Origin of the sequence: Bradyrhizobium sp. BRP20 (assembly GCF_020194215.1) — a bacterium.
GTDB lineage: Bacteria > Pseudomonadota > Alphaproteobacteria > Rhizobiales > Xanthobacteraceae > Bradyrhizobium > Bradyrhizobium yuanmingense.
The window spans coordinates 298,485-318,299 of sequence record NZ_JADYVY010000006.1; the positions used below are offsets into that span (position 1 = coordinate 298,485).

The following is a 19,815-nucleotide window of genomic DNA, read 5'->3' on the forward strand; positions in this document are numbered from 1 at the left end:
GCGTCTCGACCGGCTAAGGATGACCAGAGCCGCCGACATCTGCCGTCGCCGGCCCCGCGTCTTCCTTCACGCCGCGCGCGACGATCTGCAGCGCGCCGTCTGGAAGCGGCCGTTGCAGTTCCAAGGCTTCATCCGCCGGAGCCGTCATCCAGATCTCGACCTCTTCGGGCGTCGTCAGGATCACTGGCATGGCCTTTGGGTGGACGGCGAAGACTTCGGCATTCGCCTCCGTTGTGAGGAACGCATAGAGGTCGTTGGTGGTCTCGCCTTCCTTGACCTTTCTGACCGAGGTCCAGTTTGTCCAGATGCCTGCGAAGCAGGCGAGGGGACGGCTCTCGTCGAGCGCAAACCAGATGTCGCCGCCCTCGGCCTTGTTGAACTCGCTGAATGAGTTGAAGGGCACCACGCAGCGGTTCTCCACGCCCAGCCAACGCGTCCAGTGCTTGCTCTTCACGTTGCGGATGTTCGTCGTGCCGCTGTCGGGCTCCATTCGGAGCAATTCCTTGAAATTGACGGTCTTGCGTTTGGCTTGCAGCTTCTCGGCACGCTTCTTGGTTGCGTCCATCAATGCTTTCGAAGATGACGGCATACCCCAGCGCGCGGTCGCGAGTTCGCGTCCGCTGGCGCCGGTGCGGATGATCGGCGCGTTGTAGTCAGGAAACACGCCCGGCATCGGCGCGAGGTTGCCGACGTACTGGTTGACCACGCGGAACAGCGCGCTGATGGCGGCCTGGTTCGTGGTGATCGAGTAGAGGTTGCACATCGTCAGGAAGCCTTTTTTCGTTCGCCGTGAGGGTGCTGCAGGTTGCGGATCGCCGGCCGGGCGCAGACCCACCAAGTCGGGCCGTCGCTTCTTGCCGAGAGTGCGCTGGCAGGGGCTGCAGTAGAGGTAGCTGCGCATCAGTGCGACCTGCCGATCGCGCGGCTGCACTACTAATGCGAGGTCGATCATCTCGGTGTGCTTGCAGTATTCGCAGCGTACCTCGAGCAACGGGAACCCGCCGGCGAGCGCCGCAGCAATCGTGGGGGAGGCGTGGTCGAGCTCACCAATGAAGAGGGCCGTGTTCCAGGCGGCGCAGTCGAGCGCGTAAGCTTTGGCACGGGCAGCATCGGCGGCCGCGTGGGCGGTCGCCGATTGCTCGAGCAGATGCGCGAAAGTGACCTCCGCCTTGTGAATCTCGCGGGCGTAGTGTTTGCGATCGCCTCCCGACATCGGCGGCGGCTTAATTATGCGGGCGGCAGACATGAGAAACACCATACGGTCGAGTCGATTGGACGGCCAGCCGCTGCAGCTTGGGGGGCCTATCACCGGAAACGCAACGGATAGGTCAATCTCGACATAAGATATTTTGATTTACCGAAATTGTCTTGTGGCGTCGGGCAAAACAGTGGTTCATAGGGTGCTGGTTCAATGCGGAAGCCAGCCCATGTCGAATGATCTTGATACGTCTGAGCTATCGAAGATTGCCAAGCTGAATGGCGATTTTCGAAGGAATTACGGCACACTGCTCGGAGCTTATTTATACCTGCGATCAATCAGCGCCGCCCGCGGCCGTTCCTAGCTTTGGGGTGGCCTTTTTTCGCTGGCGTGTTCTGCCGCGCTGACATGGCTGGCACGTCATGGTTGGCCGTCAATGTGGCCATGATCGCTTTGATCAAATCGCTCATACCCGCGCAGTAGACCCCGCGATGCCGAGCGAGGGCACCGGTTGAAAGCCAGACGTATCGGCCTGCCCGCAATTTGGGGGGCAACAAGACGTAATCTTCGATGGTCTTGTTGGTTACGTCTAGCCTCATCACTGCAAGCAGGCCCGAGGAGATGTGCCTGCGGTAGGCTTTCCACTGCGGTGCGTGATCTTGTCCTCGCGTGCGGAGCTGTCTTGCAACGAGAAATGAAACCAGGCGAGCGCCGTTGACATCGAGGGCTATGCCGTCCTGAGCAAGCTCGGGCTGAAGACCGGCATCGGCTCTGAGGACTTCGGCAAGTTCGTTCGCGTGCCTTGCTTGCTCGCTGGCCCAGTACTTCCGGGTATCCAGCCAGTCGCAATCTCGTGGTGAGACGTAGCCGATCTGCGAATAAGCGTTGCGTAGCGATCCAAAGTGCTTGACGTAAGACGAAACATGGTTGAGCCCGAGCGTCGTGTTGATGATGCGGGAGTTGAGTTTCCCTCGTCGGCGAAGCACGACGCGGAGGCGCATCAGCATTTCGTCTTCCGGAATCTCGACGCGTCGCTCAGCGAGCAGTTTCTGAGCACGTGTGAAAATGTCTGGATCGATGATGGGCTCAATCGCAGCGGCCCCGCGGACCCAGGCATGAGAAGGGTTTTTGACGAGCTTTTGCCCTAGGCGGCGCGAGGTTCGATTATAGATGGTATTTCCGATGTAGTTTTCATTGCTGAGAATTGTCGGGATCATCCGATCGGTCCAAGGTCGATCATTATGGCTGCCGATGTTCGCGTCGTTGAGATCGCGCCGTATCTCGCTGTACGATCTCCTAGCATGGACGAATTGATCGAAGATGCACCGGATGACGGCGGCCTCCTCGGCCGAGCCTCGTCGCAGCCGAACACGATCTGATTGCAAAGCCTTATACTGGCCCTTGTTGAGCTCTGCCTTTGGGTGTTCGTTTTCGTCAACCATTATTCGGCGTAGGCCGTAGCCGACGGGAGCGCCGACGCGGTAGCCGAGGCCTGCGACCCGGCAAAGTCCGGTGTGCACCTTGACCCCGAGTTCTCGGCTCCATTCAGCGGCCATACCTCGCTTCATGTACTTGGCCATACCTGAAAGGAAGCTGCCGTCATTCTTGAAGATCTCCGCACAGTACTCGACGCGGACACCGTTCATCTTGCACAGGAACTCGTAATAGGCACTTTCGTCGGTGTCCTGGAAGCGTCCCCACCGGCTGACGTCATAGACGAGGATCTGATCGAAGTCGGCCTGACCTGATTCGACATCTTCGATGAGTTCGATGAGACCAGGCCGCCCTTTGATGCGCAGGCCGCTCCGCCCTTCATCGACATAGGTCCTTACAATTGTGAGGCCGTTAGCTTGTGCATAAGCGGCTATCGCGGCGAGCTGGTTCTTGATGGAATAACGTTGGAGGTCTCTCGACATCCGAACATATTGCGCGGCGCGCTTCGCCCGCACGCGCCGTGCCAGGTCGGTTCCTTTGCGCAGGACCAGCGAGTTGGCCATGGGTTCTCCCGAGTTAGGGAGTGCCGCGTCAAATAAACTACACTACTCGGCATGAAGGATTTCAAGACGAATTTGCCCGACGTTAGTCGGCGAAGATGCTATCGAGCAGGGCTGCCAGCCGGACTCCCGCCTTCTGAAGCTGTTCTTTCACGATGGGTTCGTTCGCAGAGAGGTATTCGGTGCTGATGGTCACGCTGCCCTCGGGCTGATCGCAGGAGGAGCCATGCATCACGCAATAGCCCGTCTTCGCGGCTTTCGAGATTGCAAACGACTCGTTGGCCCAATCACTGGGATCTGACGAAATCCACCTGGTTTTCATCGCAGGAGTAATGGCATCAATCAGGTCAGAAGCCGCGTCATCGACATCGGGCCCGACCGCGTGTGTCACAAGACAACTATCCCAGGTGCCGTGCAGATTGCCCGAGCACTCGCCGTTCACCCTTATATCGTTTCCTCCGCGGTCGTCCTCAAACGACACGTGGAGAGGCTGATGGATGTCGCCGACCCAGTGTCCAAGCGACTTTAGCGCAATAAGCCTGTCGGCCCGCTTGGCGTGCTTCGAGTTCACAACCTTGGAGTCGTTGAGGATGGCCGTGAGCACACATTCTGGAGCGTTCGGGCAGTTGTCTCCTGTGACCCCGTGCGCGTCGCGGGGCAGATTGATAAAGTGCTCTGTTCGGCGAATGCGCGGATGGTCGGGGAATACGCAGGAGGCGGAAAAGGTGTCGAACACCTTGTCCGCCTGGATCAGTTTCCGTATCGCTGCGCGCGTATCGGGCTGGGCGAGCCGGTAGGCAATCTCGCAAACGATCTTGTGGGCTTCGTCACCCCATGCCGAGGCGTGGGTGCAAAACGCGAGAAGGAAAACAGCAGCTAATGAAAATCGGCGCATGCCGATACCTCATGCCTGAGACAATATGGTCGGAGGTTATCACTTGAGGTTGTCGAGGAGAAGCGCGTCGCCCGGACAAAACCAGATGCCTCCGCGCCAACGTAAATTGAACGCCAGTTCAATTTAGTACTTCGCCAAATTCCTGAGGCTATAGGAGTTTGACGGTCACCTTCGCTTTACCTCCGTTGTTCGGGTAAAACGTGTCGCTGAGCCATGGCAGGCCGATCACTGCGTCGTTGACGTAGAGAAAAAGCTCACCGCTGCGTGCAGCCTTGAACGTTGCCTTGTACGTCTGCGGTGTGGTGTTCGGAAGCGGGAGGGGATCAAGGAAATACTCGTCCACGCCGGTCTCGCCCACCCGCGCGATGATGCGGTACCAGGGCCTGAACAGGATCCGGCGAAGGAAAATGGCGCTGCGAAACTTCCACCGGTTGGCAAGCTCGACCGTGGAGGTCCGAAAGCCAGCGGGTGTGGTCGGCCGCTCCGCATCGTTCCAAGGCTCGGTGACCGCGATCCTGATCTCATACGAGCGACCGGAAAAGACCTTCAGGCCTGTTGGCGCACAAATCGCAGATGTTGCGAAGTCCGCGCCGTCCTGGTCGATGCCCTTGTTGACCGGGATAAGCGTAGCCTCCGCCGTGCCCTTGCAGAATGCTCCCATCGAATCCGCGACGTTGAACAGGAAATGGCTCGCGACAGTCGCACCGAGCCAGACCATCACCACGACCAAAAATAGCGGCAGGATGTGCCGCTTCCCGACACGGAGAATAAACTGATAGAGCGGGTGGGTCCTGAACGCGTAAATGGCGTCGTGCATCAGGCCAGAGAGCGGCACCGGCGCCGCCCGATCCCGCCAGAGCAGGCGCATCCGGTCCTTGATTTTGGCGCTAAGGCTGCTGCCAAGAACCATAAGCAGGATCACGGCGGCGATGCCGCCGGCGAACCATTCAGGGTTCGCGGCGTACCAGTCCGTCCACCAATGGAGTGATTTCGGCAGGAAGGATTCGATGAACCGCACCAATTCGGAGACCATCCGGATTGGCGACTCGAACTCATGCTCCTTGATGCGGTCGTGGAACAGCCAGAACGCCGCAAGATGCAGCGTGGCGGCCAGGGTCGCGAAATACGCCAGCCGACGCATCCAGACGAAATTCCAGAGCTTTTCCTGAGCCACAAAGCGCGCGGTCGCGCCCGCTGGCGTCTCGAATGTCATCGGCCCGAGCGGCGTGAGCTTGCCGTTGCGGGAAACCACGAGGTACTCCGGCGGCAAGCCGATCGGAGCATAGGCATTGCAACCGCTGTCGATGCGGTCGAACACACTTTCGTGGATCTTCGGCAACTTGACGCTGACGCCTACATCCGGGTCATTGCAGAGATCAGAGACTTTCCGTGGGCCATAGCGATAGTAGGAGCCGAGGCCGGACCGCGAGTCATAAAGGCGGCCATCCTTGTCTTGCGCTGAATTGATCAGCTTGATGGAGTCGGGGTCTGCGAAGGGAGCCTCCTTGAACACGAGACCACGCTTGATGGACTCGTCGACAAGCCAGGACAGCGGCACGAACGATACGGCATCGTCGGGATAACCTCCGCCCACGTTGGCGTGCATACCGACGAACCAGACCTGGACCAGGCGCTCGTCGTCAATGGTGATGGGGACCGCGGGCTTGGATTCGCCTTCCTCGGTCCAGAGCACGGGGTGGAAGGTCGTCCGCTCATCGTCGAGTGCAAGTGCGTGCCTTGCGCATTTGACGCGTGGGTTCAAGATCCGATTCGGAAGTTCAAGGGGCCAGATCCAGTTGCTGACGCCACGCGTCATCTCATCCATAGGCAGGCCGTAGGCAGCGACCGTGTCCCACACGCCGATGAATTCTATGGAAGGGACGTCCTTGCGGTCGATTTCGGCGTAGGGTTTGTTGCCTCGCACAAGGTCGAGCACCGGCACCAGGACGTAGTCGCGCAAGGCGCGGAAGACCACCTCGATCTGCAAGATCGAATGGTAGCCCTTGGCCCGGTACGCCCTGTAAGCCTTGACTGCGCCGTTGTGCAGCTCCGCTTCGGTATCCGCCACAACCAGGCCCTGCTGAAGAATGAGCGCGCCGAGGACGCGTACGGTGAACGCGCCACGGCTGAAGCCGAAGAGATAGATCTTCGAGTGGTTCTGGTGATCGTAGTTGCGGCAGATGAACTTGTAGGCCTCGAGGATGTTGCGCTTGAGGCCATATCCGAATGCGCCGCCCAGCACCGCGAGCGGTACGAAGGACGAGGTACCTACGCCGTCGTCGTATTTCGCGGCCTGGCTGTTGCCTTGCAGGTCAAGCGCCTGAAACATCCGCCAGACGTTCGTGCGCCAAACGCTTGAGGCGGCGTTACCGGTGCCGTCAGACAGGATAATAACCTTGGGGCTGGCCATGCGAGCGCCCTCCCTGAAAAGATATAGTGAATACAGTAAGAGTAACAGGTGCCGGGAAGATTTCAACCTTGGATAGCGATCGGCGGCGAGCCGACACGGGAGCCGTTCGGCCGAGTCACGGGCTGCATGATCCGCGCGCGCGATACTTCAAATACGACACCTGCGCCTTCAACGGTTGCGAGTGGCGCGCCGTGCGCGATGATCCCGGACCGCTGCCTGGTGAAGGCTGGGTGTTGAGCGCGAAGGGCATGCACGGCAAGCCTGGTGAACCTGGCCGCGATGGCGTGCACGTTCGTTCGCTTGATGTCGTCGGCTATGAGCTCGTGGCGAGGCTGTCTGATGGCACTACCCTGCGGGCGAACCTCTTGCCAGTGATGGAGCGGTTCGAAAGGGAACGGAAGTAAAACGTGGAGATGACAGTGGGTCGGCTCCCTGTTTCAGAGCAAAAGACGGTCGCGTTGTCAGGGTGCTGGAGGCAAGCGGGGTATCATCAGCGGGCGCTCCATGTGGCCGGTGCGCTGCGCTCAAAAGATGTTTATTTCGTAAGCTTGCCAACGGGTGGCGTAAGCGTCGTCGTCTTTATCGCGGTAGGTAGTGAGCTTGCTCCTCCGTCACCTGCGCTAATCGACCTCGGCTTGCGCCAGATGCTCTTGTACTCAGGTGTTAAGGTGGACTCGAAACGCCGAACCTCGGCATCAATGCTGTCTTTAATCTCTTTCCAATGCGTTTGATCGAGCTGCCCCTCGCCGATAATTCGCTTGGCGGTCAGGTGCGCCATCTGCTGATTGATCTTTTTGACCAATTCATCATTCATGAAGCCTTTGTTGACTTCGAACCCTGTCGCAAACCAGCGGGGGTCAATTTTGCAGTTGCTGTTGAGTGTGAAGAACTCGTGCACGTTGCGAGCATGAAGGTGGAACGACTCAACGTGGGCATTGTGAAGATGTTGAGGGTATTTGCCCGAATTCAGTTCTCCGTAAAGAGCGTCGAGCATCCAAAGCTCGTAACCAAGATGATGCGAGAATAGTTCGTCTACGATTGCCCTCTCCGGGCGCTTTTTGCCTTTTGCCATGTTTACTCCCATGGATTCGAGCCTGTTGAAGGCGGCAGTTGAACCGTCGATGGGACGGCTTTGCTAACCGCAATCACATCTCCCAGTATTTTTTGAGGGCGGCAGTAAAGGTCTGGAAATTGGCGGACGGCCAACAAACATTCTCATTATCTCTGACCAGCCAGTGCATACCGCTCCCGGTCGTCAGGTTGGATGGGTCGTTGCTGTTAACCCAATTAAAGCACGCAGCCCACATTTCACGATAATTGCCGAAGAACCTATCGTTCGGCACGTTCCAAAGCATACCTTCAATGAAATAGGATGGAGCGATTCCCTCAGCGAGCAGCTTCTTTTCTATCATCGAATTTCGCATGTTCTTGAATACCCGAACCATACGTTTGAAGTTGTTGTTAGTTGCCTGATGCTTGGCAGTAAGATTGTCCGAGTGCTGTTTCGGAAAATTTTCGATGCGCTTGCCGCCGCTGAAGAAGGCAACGCCGTTGTGATACGAGTCGTAAGTCGAATTGTACCGACGAAAACTTTCGCAGACGAGGATATCTGCATTTCGCCGACCGTTATTACCCGGCACAAATACAGCTTTCTGTCCCAATCGGGTGTCGTTGTATAGTCGCGTTATCCATGCTTCAGCATGCTGCTTGAATTGGGGATAACCATAGTCGGCATCCTTCGGATATATCGTCTTGAAGGCCTCCAGGTCCTTCGGGGTCAACCGTGAGCTGTCATAATAGAATGCGCCCGTGTGCTGCAATACGATGTCAACATCACTATCGCCGTACACGTTCGTGTCGTTACCGTAGGAGCCTTGAAGGAACACTTGTACGTTTTTAACAGGGTACGGTGCTGCGGGGTCCAATAGGTTGGCCCGGATGGATTGATATGTATCAGTGAACTGCTTGGATGATGGGTGGTTGGCCCAAGTCTCGAGCTGTCGTTCTTCGATCGCCACCTGAAACCCCTAAAGTAGTAATTGTCTAAGATCTGCTTCAGCGTCCCGCGCCGAATCTCTCCCGCGCTGCCAAAGTAAATTGAGCTTCTGCAAATCCACTTCCAGCATGTCAGTAGCCAGGTCTGGCTGCGTGTATCGTTCGTGAATCCGCACCGTTTCGACGTCACGGAAAAGCACTTTTCGGAATTGATCCATTGATTGAGTGCTGATCTCCATTGTTTTCTGAAGGAAAATCATTGGAGGTAATTTGCTTACCCACTTGCGTAGGCTCCATGCAGGAAGCTTGGGCGGCGGATATTCTCCCACTCCGATGCTGACTACACGCACGTTTTGTCTGGAATGACCAAGGGACTCCGTCGCATCCACAATCGCGTATAGTGTCGGATTGTTTGCAACAAACCCCCCGTCGCGAACCTCGATCCGCTCGCCGCGACCGGTTACGACCATCTTCTTCCTGAAAAAAGGATACGCGGAGCAGGACCCGACGACCGCCTCACCTATGGTGCAGCCGAAGCCCGGCTCAAACGTGGCTTTTCCTAAGAACGCTTGTTTCCCACCGGTTTTGAAGATGATTGGCCGTTCTTCGACCCACCTCGTTCCAACAATGCCCATCTCTGTTTTGAACGCATCGAACTTCAACTCGCCAAAAACGTCTGTCGCAAGTGCTTCCAAGGCCGCTGTTTTTTTGCTTGGTAGCCAGCGAGCCATGATGGACACGACGTGTTTACGGTAGAGTGCTTCCACTTCATCGACTGATCGACCAAGCCCAAGCAAGGCTGCAATGATGGCCCCGGTGGATGTCCCATAGATCAGGTCAAACCTTTCGTAAATCCGACATCCAAGCATGCCCTCGATTTCTTTGAGAGCGCCAAGTGTATAGAATCCTTTGGCCCCTCCGCCATCAAGGCAGAGCACTCGGAATAGCGACGCGGGCTCGGCAAGAACGTCGTTCAAGATTGGCTGCCAAAATCAAATAGCCCAAAATACTGCCTCGACCTCCGGTTACGCAAGTGGAGTAGCTCGCCATTTAGTCGTAGAGTGCCGGCTTGCTCCGGATAGAGGCTATATAGGTATGATACTGAAAACGTACGAACTCATTGCCGAAGGTTCAAACCGAGTTGCTGTCGCCGTGGCCGAGAGCCGGGACGATGTAGAAAGGTTGGCGCAACGCTGGTCTCCAAACCGAAAATGGACTTCCATTGAGGAGGTCCGTTGGCGAGCAGAATACCATTCCCAATTTTTCGGAGGTCGAAGGCCCACGGAAGAAGCCTATTGCGAGATGAACCATCCAGGTGATTCGAAACCAACCCTGATTGAACGTCGACCAGCCGCCCGCATAGGGGTGGCGAGAGGGCCGCCGGACGCGCAGCGATCCCATCCAACTAAGTTTCAGCCAGTTGAATGGGCTCACTGATTAATGTCAGCCCTTGTAGATCACACCAATGTCGAGCCACTTCCAACATTTGATCACAATTGCGAAAAGGCGCGGGGTTCGAGGGCGTTCTCGCGGGTGATCGGGGTTTTCCGGAGTTGACGGTTTGGGCGCAGGGGTGCAGGGTCTCATGGCGATAGTTTCTCCATCATCTGTGCAAGGGTGATTGACACTGTCGTAGTCGGAGGCCCTCCCGGTTCAAACGGGAGGGTTTTTCCGTTTCGGGCTCACGTCCGAAGCGACATCACCTTATCGACTTCGGGATATGTACGGCATCACGAAGTGGCGACCTCAAACACCGGTCGATTACGGGGTGATAGTTTGCAGCGCGAGAGCACGACGAACATTGACCCGTAGACCGTGGCCACGCAACGAGCAACGTAGGCGCTCGTTCAGTTACGAACAGCCACAGCCTCGTTTCTGTGCGTTTGCGCGAATAAACCCGTGGCTCTCTCTGCGCTCGAGTGTTGCGCCAGCGCAGAGACCGACAAGCTGGATGAGCGGAGCCCAAATGCCTCGTGACGCGAGCGCGGCAAGTCGCCTGTTGAGTTCGCGGCAGTCCTCACGGCGCGACCGTCAGGCGCGCCATGGTTTGCGTCGACGGCCCGTGCGTGCCGGCGCCCATCCGGCGATAGTCGCGGTTTTCGAACGGCGGCGGCGCGTGGAGGTACTTTTCCGGGTGCTCGGCGATCAGCTGCTCGACGCGCGGCAAGGTCACGTAGACCGGCCGGACCCCGCCATAAGTGGTGGCCTGGATGGTGCGGATGACCATGTTTGCCTGCTGCATGGCTAGGGACGGTGGTCTTGATGGGGCTCAATCGCAAGGGGCTTGGACCAGCCCGACATGCAATGAAAACCCTGTAGCACCAGCACCGTCAGCACTTTTCGACACCGGCTGTACACCGCCGCGCTTACGCATTGATATAGGCGCGCCGACGATCCGCCGCAACTCGGCTGCCACGCCATCCAACACCGCGCGTTTTTCCTTCATCCGCTTGGAGTGATTGTAGACCTTGCCCGTGACGGTCGGCACGACGACGTCAGCCTTCTTGTTGGCGGCATGGTCGAGGCACTTAGCAATCCACGCGTCGTCAAAGCCGAGATCGCCAGCCAGGGTCGCTGCCGTCCGGCGGAGGTCGTGTGGTGTGAACGGCTTGAGGCCGAGCAGCTCGCACAGGCCGGCGGTCTTGGTCTTGTCCTTGTTCGTCTCGTGCTTGGTGCCGCGCAGGGCGTCGGCCATTGCCTTGCGGTGGATCGGCTGGCCCTTGTAGATCGGGCTCTCGAACACGAACTGCTGATCATCTGAGGTCAGCGCTTCCTTGATGATCTCGACTGCCAGATCAGACAACGGCTGCTGAATTACCCGCCGCTTCTTGACCCGCTTGAGGGGGACGTCCATGCGCGGATTATCGCCGTCGAGGTCAAACAGCTCATCCCGCCGCGCGCCGAGCAGCTCACGCGACCGCAGCATGGTGACGAGCTCGAACTTGAGAGCTAAGCGCGTCCGGCGGTCATAGGGCAGGTCGTTGCGGTCCAGCCCATGCCAGAAAATCCTGATCTCGTCCTCCGAGAGGACGCGGGTGCGGGGATGCTCGGGGTCGAGTTTGGGCAGGTTGACGCATGGGCTGGCCGTCACGTAGTCGCGGCCCGCTTCGGCTGCCCAGTTGAAAAGGCCAGAGGCTGCCTTGCGCATATGGCGCGCATTGCTGACCGATGGCTTGCCGAACTTGCCGGCGACAATGTCGTTCGAGAGCGTGGCGATGTCGTGCTTGGTGACCTCCATGGCCAACTTCTTGCCAAGCCGGGGTCGGACGAAGCGGTCGAGGTGACTTGCCGTGTTCTCCCAGCTTTCCAACCGGGGCCGCATCTCGGCGTCCGGCTTTTTGACCGGCGTCTTCATCCACTTGATGCGCTCGTCGATGATCTCGGCGACGGTCTTGCCGCGCTTGGCCTTCGCGGTCTTCTGGTCGCGGAAGGTCTTGGTCAGTGCCTCGCCGCCCATACCCTTGAGCCCGTAGACCTTGCTGCGGGCGTCCTCGACCGTGAAGGTCTCGGGATTATATACGCCCAGCCAGCCCGTGCGCTGCTTGCCGGTCTGCCGATCCGTGAACTTGAAGGAGAAGGTCGCAACCCCAGCGGTGGTGATGCTGACGTATAGGCCGGGGCACTTGCGGTCGTAGAACTTGGTGCGCTTGGCGACGCGCTTCTCGCACAGGCGATCGGTCAGAATGACGCTGCTATTGCGGCCGCGCTTGCCGGCGGGGGAGGGGATAGTGCTAGTATCCATATGGTTTCGGCTCCTGAGGCTTGGGACCAAAGTGCTCGGCTTCGGGGCTTTCAGTTTGTCGTGCGGTCGCTGAAAGCCTTTAGGGCCGGGCCCTTATTTTGGTGAAGCCCGCTGAAACAGCCCGGATCAGGGTAACCGAAAGCGGCTTATTTTAAAGGGTTTTCGTAGTTTCGGCGTGTTTCACCGAGTGCCAAAATATAGACGTGTGGTCCTGGCCGTCGTTGCTACGGTCAAGCTCTGGCGAATGCGGCATTGGCGTCAACCGGCGCGGTGCCGGTGATTTTCGCGGGAGCGAGGGAGGCCAGAAGGAACTCGGCTCCGAGGAGAGCGCGGCATAAGCCGTCCGACCATCGCGCAGGGAAGGCCGTGTGTTGGGCTTCACCTGTATGCTGCTGTGCGGTTCTTCCTGCGTGTGCTCTAGCGCAGCGGACCGCGGGTGCCGCCGGCACCCGGCCTTCCCTGCGCCCTCTTGGCTATGAGGGCGGCGAGATCAAGCAAAGCTCGGGCGAAATGCGCTGCGGGGCCGAATACGCACGTCTGCGTCCACACATTCGGTGTCATCGCCCGGCTTGACCGGGCGATCCAGTACTCCGAGACGCCAGTGATTGAATCGAGAGGCCGCGGCGTACTGGATTCCCCGCCTTCGCGGGGAATGACAAGTGTTACTTGGAGAACGCAGCGTCGCCTCACACTCCGTCATTGCGAGCGCAGCGACTTGTCCGCGGAAGCCTTTGGCGAAGGCGGAAGCAATCCAGAATCTTTCCGCGGCGGGATTCTGGATTGCTTCGTCGCAAGGGCTCCTCGCAATGACGAGGAGGAGAGAGCGAGCGCTACACTCTCTCGTGCCCCGGACGCAGCGCAGCGTCCCCCCGGCGATGCGAAGCATCGTCCGGTTCGACGATGCGCTGCCGAGCCGGGGCCCATCCATCTGCGCCGTACCATGTCGCCCCTGGGTCCCGGCTCTGCGCCGCAACGCCCCGCGCGTTGCAACTTGTCCGGGACACGAGCGAACCGCATCGCTTCGCGTGGGGCTGCCGCCGACTCACTTCGGGAATGCCCCGCCTGTCGTCCAGAGTGGATGTTCTGTGCCTTCCGAAAGATCTCAGGTTGTGGATCGTCACTTTAGCGAGGTATCGCCGTAAGCAAACCCGTGTCTTCCCGGTAACGATTGTGCTGTCTGTGCAACACCCACATCGGATTTAACCCTTATCACCGGCGGTTCGCATCGCCGCCGCTTTTTGGCCACACCCGAACATGAATAAAATCGCTCTAATGTTTTAAGGGCAGTGGCGGTCTTCGAAGGCGACGAGAAAATCCCAAGGTCGATTCAAATCTTGGCTCTGATTTTTCGGGTCTGAAAGGGTTGGCCGGAGAAGCTGGTTGCGATGGGCGCGAAGATCAACAAGCAAAGGCTGCCGAGCCGTCACGTGACGGAAGGCCCTGCGCGCGCGCCGCACCGGTCCTATTTCTACGCCATGGGTCTGACCACCGAGCAGATCCACCAGCCCTTCGTCGGCGTCGCCTCGTGCTGGAACGAAGCTGCTCCCTGCAACATCGCGCTGATGCGTCAGGCGCAGGCGGTGAAGAAAGGCGTCGCGTCCGCCGGCGGCACGCCGCGCGAATTCTGCACCATCACCGTGACCGACGGCATCGCCATGGGCCATGACGGCATGCGCTCCTCGCTGCCGTCGCGCGAATGCATCGCCGATTCGGTCGAGCTGACCGTGCGCGGCCATGCCTATGACGCGCTCGTCGGGCTCGCCGGCTGCGACAAGTCGCTGCCGGGCATGATGATGGCGATGGTCCGCCTCAACGTGCCCTCGATCTTCATCTATGGCGGCTCGATCCTGCCCGGCAATTTCCGCGGGCAGCAGGTCACCGTGCAGGACATGTTCGAGGCGGTCGGCAAGCATTCGGTCGGCGCCATGTCGGACGAGGACCTCGACGAGATCGAGCGCGTCGCCTGTCCCTCGGCCGGCGCCTGCGGCGCGCAGTTCACCGCCAACACCATGGCGACCGTGTCTGAGGCGATCGGCCTCGCGCTGCCTTACTCGGCCGGTGCCCCCGCACCGTATGAAATCCGTGACGCCTTCTGCATGACCGCGGGCGAGAAGGTGATGGACCTGATCGCCCAGAACATCCGGCCGCGCGACATCGTTACCCGCAAGGCGCTGGAGAATGCGGCCGCCGTGGTCGCTGCATCCGGCGGCTCGACCAATGCTGCGCTGCACCTGCCTGCGATCGCGCACGAGGTCGGCATCAAGTTCGACCTGTTCGACGTCGCTGAAATCTTCAAAAAGACACCATATGTCGCGGATTTGAAGCCGGGTGGCCGTTATGTCGCCAAAGACATGTTTGAAGTAGGTGGCATACCGCTTCTGATGAAGACGCTGCTCGACAACGGCTTCCTGCACGGTGATTGCCTTACCGTCACGGGCCGCACGATCGCCGAAAACCTCAAGAGCGTGAAATGGAATCCGCACCAGGACGTGGTGCACCCGGCAGACAAACCCATCACCGTGACAGGCGGTGTGGTCGGCCTGAAGGGCAATTTGGCGCCAGAAGGTGCGATCGTGAAAGTCGCGGGAATGTCCAACCTCAGGTTTACCGGTCCGGCCAGGTGCTTCGACCGTGAGGAGGACGCGTTCGAGGCGGTCCAGAACCGCACCTACCGTGAAGGCGAAGTCATCGTGATCCGCTACGAGGGGCCGAAGGGCGGTCCCGGCATGCGGGAAATGCTCCAGACCACGGCAGCGCTGACCGGCCAGGGCATGGGCGGCAAGATCGCGCTCATCACCGACGGCCGCTTCTCCGGCGCCACCCGCGGCTTCTGCATCGGCCATGTCGGGCCGGAGGCGGCGGTCGGCGGCCCGATCGGGCTGCTCGAGGACGGCGACGTCATCGAGATCGACGCGGTGGCCGGTACTCTTAACGTAAAATTGAGCGACGCCGAGCTCGCCCAGCGCAGAACCAAATGGAGCGCCCGCGCGACTAACCACACGTCGGGTGCGCTCTGGAAATATGCTCAGCAGGTTGGACCGGCGGTCGGGGGGGCAGTGACCCATCCGGGCGGCGCGCACGAGAAACAGTGCTATGCGGACATTTAGGCGTGCCACAGTTGCGTTTGTGTTGGGGGCGGCTGCGCTGGCCGCGCCGGCGTTCGCCTTCGACGGTGCGCCGGTCAACCCGAAGGATGCCACCATCCCGGTCGTGACGACCTTGCCCGGCGCTGCGGGTGCGGTGCGCACCAAGGTTCCGCCGCAGGTCGCGACCCAGGAAACCTCGCTCACCGCTTTGCAATATGCCGCCGAGGGCGGCCACCCCATCGCGCAATGGAAGCTCGGCCGCATGTACGCCAACGGCGACGGCGTCGCCCAGGACGATTTGCGTGCCTTCGAATATTTCAGCCGGATCGCCAACGCGCATGCCGAGGACAGCCCGTCGGCGCCGCAGGCGCAGATCGTGGCCAACGCCTTCGTCGCCCTCGGCCGCTACTATCTGGCCGGCATCCCGAATTCGAAGGTCAAGGCCGACCCGGACCGCGCCCGCGAGATGTTCTCCTATGCCGCATCCTATTTCGGCAACGCGGACGCGCAGTACGACCTCGCCCGTCTGTACCTGAAGACCCCGGACGCCTCGCGCGAGGACTACCGCTATGGCGCGCGCTGGCTTGGCCTCGCCGCGCAGAAGGGCCAGCATCAGGCCCAGGCCTTGCTCGGTCAGATGCTGTTCAACGGCGACCGCCTGCCGCGGCAGGCCGCACGCGGCCTGATGTGGCTGACGCTGGCGCGCGACAGCGCCGGTGCCGACGAGGTCTGGATCAAGGAAAGCTACAACCGCGCCTTCGCCAAGGCCTCCGACGACGACCGCGCCATGGCCCTGCAAATGCTGGAGCAATGGGTGCAGGGGCGTCGGGAGTGATCGGCTGAGGCGGCCTTAAGCCGCCTCGAGATCCAGATCCGCCCACACCGGCACGTGATCCGACGGCTTCTCCCAGCCGCGCACATAGCTGTCGATGCCGACATTGGCGAGCTTGTCGCTGGCCTGCGGCGACAGCAGCAGGTGGTCGATCCGCAGCCCCTGGTTCTTCTGCCAGGCCCCGGCCTGGTAGTCCCAGAACGTGTAGAGCCCGCCCTCGTCGGTGACGGCGCGCAAGGCGTCGCTGAGGCCGAGGCCGAGCAGGGACTGGAAGCTCTCGCGCGTCTCGGTCTTGAACAGCGCGTCCTCGGTCCAGGCGGCCGGATTGTGCACGTCGCGGGCATGCGGGATGACGTTGAAGTCGCCGGCCAGGATCAGCGGGACCTCCTCCTTGAGTCGCTCCTTCGAATAATCAAGAAGCCGCGACATCCATTTGAGCTTGTAGGGATATTTATCGGTCCCGACCGGATTGCCATTGGGCAGATAGAGGCAGGCGATGCGCAGCACCCCTCGCTTCAGCGTCACCACGCCTTCGAGGAAGCGGGCATGGCTATCCTCGTCGTCGCCGGCGAGGCCCGACTTGGTCTCGTCGAACCTGAGCTTGGAGAGCAGGGCGACGCCGTTGAACGTCTTCTGCCCGTGCGTCACCACGTTGTAGCCGAGCGCCTCGATCTCCAGCCGCGGAAAGGCCTCGTCGACGCACTTGATCTCCTGCAGGCAGACGATGTCCGGCTGGCACTCTTTCAGCCAGGTCAGGAGCAGATCGATCCGCTGCCGGACCGAGTTCACGTTCCAGGTGGCTACTCTGATGGGCATTGGCAGGGCTCCGGGCGGGGGTCTTGGTTAGAACAAAATGCAAACGCACCCGTCAAGCCGGCCGCAAAATCTCCCACAAAATTAACCCGGCTTAAGCAGGCCGCAGGCCATTGATCGTCAAGAGGTTCCTCGGATGGATGGCCGGACAAGGCGATGAATCGAACTCAGCCGCGTGACGGCCTGATCGGCGCGTTCCTGTATTGGCTCGGCGGCTTCGAGATCGAGGACGGTCTGACCGCCGATCTCAGCGAGCGCGAGATCCGCCGCATCCGCGCCAAGCAGATCGACGCGGTGACCCAGCTGATCCCTGTGACGATGGCCGTGACGATGCTGAACGTCGCCATCGTGCTGATCCTGTTCTGGGGCAGGGGCTGGAACGACTTCCTCGCGATCTGGGGCCTGACGCTCGCCGCCACCGCTTCGCTCGCGGTGCGCGCGTGGCACAAGTCGCATCAGAACCCGCCGCAGGAGACATCGCCGCACGCGGCGCGGCAGATGCTGCGGCAGGCGTTTTTTCTCGCCGCGATCTGGGGCGCGCTGCCGCTCGCTCTGTTCAGCCGCATCGAGCCGACCAGTCAATTGCTCCTGGCCTGCCTGATGGTCGGCATGATGTCCGGCGGCGCTTTCACGCTCTCGACCTTCCCGCGCGCGGGCCTCGTCTATCTCGCGACCATGACGATCGCCTGCGCCGGCGCGCTCCTCCTGTGCGGCACCGGCCCATATCTGGTGACCGCCGTGTTCCTGCTGCTGTTCGCATTTTTCATGGCGCGTAACATCGTCTCCCAGGGCAACCTCTTCCTCGGCAATCTCAAGGCCCAGCTCGAGCTCGAGCGCCAGACCGAGATCATCTCGCTGCTGCTGAAGGATTTTCAGGAGAACGCCAGCGACTGGCTCTGGCAGACCGATGCAGAGGGACGTCTCGTCGACGTGCCGCAACGCTTCGCGGACGTCGCGCAGCTGCCGCTTCCGCTGCTGAAAGGCGCGCAGTTCGCCGACGTGCTCGACATGCTCTGCCCCGAGGACAAGTCAGCGGCCTACAACATCGTCGGCCTGATGGAGCAGGCCGAGCCGCTGCATGAGATGAATCTCAAGGTCGTCGCCGGCGGCGAGGCCCGGCTGTGGTCGCTGACGGCGAAGCCGGCCCACGATCGTGACGGTCATTTCCTCGGCTATCGCGGCTTCGGACGCGACGTCACCGAGCGCTGGCGCGCGGAAAAGGCCGAGGCCGAAAGCCGCGCCAAGTCAGACTTCCTGGCGGTGATGAGCCACGAGATCCGCACGCCCATGAACGGCGTGCTCGGTCTTGCCAGCATGCTCCTCGAAACCAGGCTCGATCCGGAGCAGCGCGAGGCCGTCACCACGATCCGCGAGTCCGGCGACAACCTCCAGCGCATCCTCAACGACATTCTCGATCTCTCCAAGCTGGAAGCAGGCCGCTTCCAGTTCGAGGCGATCGACTTCGCGCCGCAGGCGCTGGTCGAGACGGTTGCGACCGTGGTGCGCGCCAGCGCCAAGAGCAAGGGGCTCACGGTCAAGGTCGAGCTCGATCCGAACCTGCCGCCGACGCTCCGCGGCGACGTCGCGCGCATCCGCCAGGTGCTGCTCAATCTCGCCTCCAACGCTGTGAAGTTCACCGACGAAGGCGAGGTGACCATATCGGCGACCTGCCAGGCGCGGCGCGACCTGCTGGCGACCGTCGAATGGACGGTGACCGACAGCGGCATCGGTATCGCGCCCGACAAGCTCGACCTGCTGTTCAGCGACTTCGCCCAGGCTGATGCCTCGATCAGCCGCCGCTTCGGCGGCACTGGCCTCGGCCTTGCCATCAGCAGGCGGATCATCGAGCAGATGGGCGGCACGATCGGCGTCATCTCGACGCCGGGAGAGGGCTCGACCTTCCGCTTCACGCTGGTCCTGCCCTGGAGCCAGGCGCAGGCGTCCGATCAGGCTGGCGGCCGCGACGAAGCCGACGAGCTCCAGGCCCGGATCTCCGGTCTCGACCGGCCGCTGAAGGTGCTGGTCGCGGAGGACGATGCGGTCAACCGCATGGTCGTGAGCAAGATGCTGGGGGCATTCGACATCGAGCTGCGTGCCGTCACCGACGGGACCGAAGCCGTCGCGGCAGCCTGCGAGGGCAATTACGACGTCGTGCTGATGGACGTGCGCATGCCCGACATGGACGGGCTCGCCGCCACCCGCGCGATCCGCGCGCAAGGCGAGCGCTTCGAAGCCTTGCCGATTGTCGCGCTGACCGCCAACGCCTTCCCCGAGGACATCAAGATCTGCCGCGAAGCCGGCATGTCGGACTTCCTGGCCAAGCCGCTGCGCAAGCCGACACTGGTCGGAGCGCTCCTGCGGGCGCTGGACGGTCACGTCATGTCGGAGGACGCACCGCTCCAGCCGACGTTGATGCCGGCCGAGGTGGCTTGGACGGACGAGGAAAGGCAGATAACGGGCGCGTAGGCGCGCTAGACCGAGAAGCTCGTCCCGCAGCCGCAGGACGCGGTGGCGTTGGGATTGTTGACGCGGAACGAGGCGCCGATCAGGTCGTCGACGAAATCGACCTGCGATCCCGCCAGAAACGGCTGCGAGGCGGAATCGACCAGCACCACGGCATTGTCCTGCTCGATCACGAGATCGTCGTCGGTGCGGGCACGGTCGATGTCGAACTTGTACTGGAAGCCGGAGCAGCCGCCGCCCTCGACGGAGATGCGCAGCATCGCGCCAGAGCCTTCACCCTTGAGGATCTCGCCAATCCGGCGTGCGGCCCGGTCACTGATGGTCACGGCAGTCGTCATTGCTGGTCTCCGATAGTCCCGCGGTCACACGAGGGTCTTGCCCAATTCA

Annotated in this window: 15 protein-coding genes; 4 read left to right on the top strand and 11 right to left on the bottom strand. The window is 60.7% G+C overall.

Annotated features, from left to right (window positions below; all coding sequences use genetic code 11):
- Positions 1 to 13: 13 nt before the first annotated feature.
- From I6F33_RS17120 to I6F33_RS17135, 4 genes are all read right to left on the bottom strand, one after another.
- Entirely contained in the window at positions 14 to 763 is a 750-nt protein-coding gene (locus tag I6F33_RS17120; RefSeq protein WP_225143521.1) for an SOS response-associated peptidase, read from the bottom strand.
- Positions 764 to 1,536: 773 nt separating this feature from the next.
- Positions 1,537 to 3,195, bottom strand: coding sequence for a recombinase family protein (locus I6F33_RS17125; protein ID WP_225143443.1), 1,659 nt, complete (start codon positions 3,193 to 3,195; stop codon positions 1,537 to 1,539).
- A gap of 82 nt (positions 3,196 to 3,277) precedes the next feature.
- On the bottom strand, positions 3,278 to 4,087 hold the full coding sequence (locus I6F33_RS17130) for a S1/P1 nuclease (protein WP_225143444.1): 810 nt from the start codon (positions 4,085 to 4,087) through the stop codon (positions 3,278 to 3,280).
- A 148-nt stretch (positions 4,088 to 4,235) separates the two neighbouring features.
- On the bottom strand, positions 4,236 to 6,497 hold the full coding sequence (locus I6F33_RS17135) for a DUF2235 domain-containing protein (protein WP_225143446.1): 2,262 nt from the start codon (positions 6,495 to 6,497) through the stop codon (positions 4,236 to 4,238).
- 68 nt (positions 6,498 to 6,565) lie between these two features.
- On the opposite strand from I6F33_RS17135, the gene I6F33_RS17140 reads away from it, so the two are divergent.
- Positions 6,566 to 6,901, top strand: coding sequence for a hypothetical protein (locus I6F33_RS17140; protein WP_225143447.1), 336 nt, complete (start codon positions 6,566 to 6,568; stop codon positions 6,899 to 6,901).
- Between the two features lie 131 nt (positions 6,902 to 7,032).
- Here the strand turns inward: I6F33_RS17140 and I6F33_RS17145 are convergent, their stop codons facing one another.
- The 5 genes from I6F33_RS17145 to I6F33_RS17165 all read right to left on the bottom strand — a co-directional run bounded on the left by I6F33_RS17145 (position 7,033) and on the right by I6F33_RS17165 (position 12,234).
- Positions 7,033 to 7,569: a hypothetical protein gene (locus I6F33_RS17145; RefSeq protein ID WP_225143448.1), complete on the bottom strand. Its 537-nt coding sequence runs from the start codon at positions 7,567 to 7,569 to the stop codon at positions 7,033 to 7,035.
- A gap of 73 nt (positions 7,570 to 7,642) precedes the next feature.
- A complete protein-coding gene (locus I6F33_RS17150; RefSeq protein ID WP_225143449.1) occupies positions 7,643 to 8,515 on the bottom strand; it encodes a nucleotidyltransferase in 873 nt (290 codons plus the stop codon).
- Positions 8,516 to 8,524: 9 nt separating this feature from the next.
- A complete protein-coding gene (locus tag I6F33_RS17155; RefSeq protein ID WP_225143450.1) occupies positions 8,525 to 9,469 on the bottom strand; it encodes a patatin-like phospholipase family protein in 945 nt (314 codons plus the stop codon).
- A gap of 1,040 nt (positions 9,470 to 10,509) precedes the next feature.
- Positions 10,510 to 10,719, bottom strand: coding sequence for a hypothetical protein (locus I6F33_RS17160; RefSeq protein ID WP_225143451.1), 210 nt, complete (start codon positions 10,717 to 10,719; stop codon positions 10,510 to 10,512).
- 42 nt (positions 10,720 to 10,761) lie between these two features.
- Entirely contained in the window at positions 10,762 to 12,234 is a 1,473-nt protein-coding gene (locus I6F33_RS17165) for a site-specific integrase (protein WP_225143452.1), read from the bottom strand.
- Between the two features lie 1,385 nt (positions 12,235 to 13,619).
- Between I6F33_RS17165 and ilvD the strand changes: the two genes are divergently transcribed.
- Positions 13,620 to 15,341: a dihydroxy-acid dehydratase gene (gene ilvD, locus I6F33_RS17170; protein ID WP_036012786.1), complete on the top strand. Its 1,722-nt coding sequence runs from the start codon at positions 13,620 to 13,622 to the stop codon at positions 15,339 to 15,341.
- Positions 15,328 to 16,155, top strand: coding sequence for a tetratricopeptide repeat protein (locus I6F33_RS17175; protein WP_225112491.1), 828 nt, complete (start codon positions 15,328 to 15,330; stop codon positions 16,153 to 16,155). Before ilvD ends, I6F33_RS17175 begins: the two co-directional genes overlap by 14 nt.
- Positions 16,156 to 16,170: 15 nt before the next feature.
- On the opposite strand, the gene xth is transcribed toward I6F33_RS17175, so the two are convergent.
- A complete protein-coding gene (gene xth, locus I6F33_RS17180; RefSeq protein ID WP_036028256.1) occupies positions 16,171 to 16,968 on the bottom strand; it encodes an exodeoxyribonuclease III in 798 nt (265 codons plus the stop codon).
- Between the two features lie 153 nt (positions 16,969 to 17,121).
- Between xth and I6F33_RS17185 the strand changes: the two genes are divergently transcribed.
- Entirely contained in the window at positions 17,122 to 19,431 is a 2,310-nt protein-coding gene (locus I6F33_RS17185) for an ATP-binding protein (protein ID WP_225143453.1), read from the top strand.
- 5 nt (positions 19,432 to 19,436) lie between these two features.
- On the opposite strand, the gene erpA is transcribed toward I6F33_RS17185, so the two are convergent.
- Positions 19,437 to 19,766: an iron-sulfur cluster insertion protein ErpA gene (erpA, locus tag I6F33_RS17190; RefSeq protein WP_024342679.1), complete on the bottom strand. Its 330-nt coding sequence runs from the start codon at positions 19,764 to 19,766 to the stop codon at positions 19,437 to 19,439.
- Between the last annotated feature and the right edge of the window lie 49 nt (positions 19,767 to 19,815).

Coding starts and splice junctions, on each gene's coding strand:
- erpA (WP_024342679.1), bottom strand. CDS start 19,766: ATGACGACTGCCGTGACCATCAGTGACCGGGCCGCACGCCGGATTGGC.
- I6F33_RS17175 (WP_225112491.1), top strand. CDS start 15,328: ATGCGGACATTTAGGCGTGCCACAGTTGCGTTTGTGTTGGGGGCGGCT.
- I6F33_RS17135 (WP_225143446.1), bottom strand. CDS start 6,497: ATGGCCAGCCCCAAGGTTATTATCCTGTCTGACGGCACCGGTAACGCC.
- I6F33_RS17165 (WP_225143452.1), bottom strand. CDS start 12,234: ATGGATACTAGCACTATCCCCTCCCCCGCCGGCAAGCGCGGCCGCAAT.
- I6F33_RS17125 (WP_225143443.1), bottom strand. CDS start 3,195: ATGGCCAACTCGCTGGTCCTGCGCAAAGGAACCGACCTGGCACGGCGC.
- I6F33_RS17130 (WP_225143444.1), bottom strand. CDS start 4,087: ATGCGCCGATTTTCATTAGCTGCTGTTTTCCTTCTCGCGTTTTGCACC.
- I6F33_RS17120 (WP_225143521.1), bottom strand. CDS start 763: ATGTGCAACCTCTACTCGATCACCACGAACCAGGCCGCCATCAGCGCG.
- I6F33_RS17185 (WP_225143453.1), top strand. CDS start 17,122: ATGAATCGAACTCAGCCGCGTGACGGCCTGATCGGCGCGTTCCTGTAT.
- I6F33_RS17145 (WP_225143448.1), bottom strand. CDS start 7,569: ATGGCAAAAGGCAAAAAGCGCCCGGAGAGGGCAATCGTAGACGAACTA.
- ilvD (WP_036012786.1), top strand. CDS start 13,620: ATGGGCGCGAAGATCAACAAGCAAAGGCTGCCGAGCCGTCACGTGACG.
- I6F33_RS17160 (WP_225143451.1), bottom strand. CDS start 10,719: ATGGTCATCCGCACCATCCAGGCCACCACTTATGGCGGGGTCCGGCCG.
- xth (WP_036028256.1), bottom strand. CDS start 16,968: ATGCCCATCAGAGTAGCCACCTGGAACGTGAACTCGGTCCGGCAGCGG.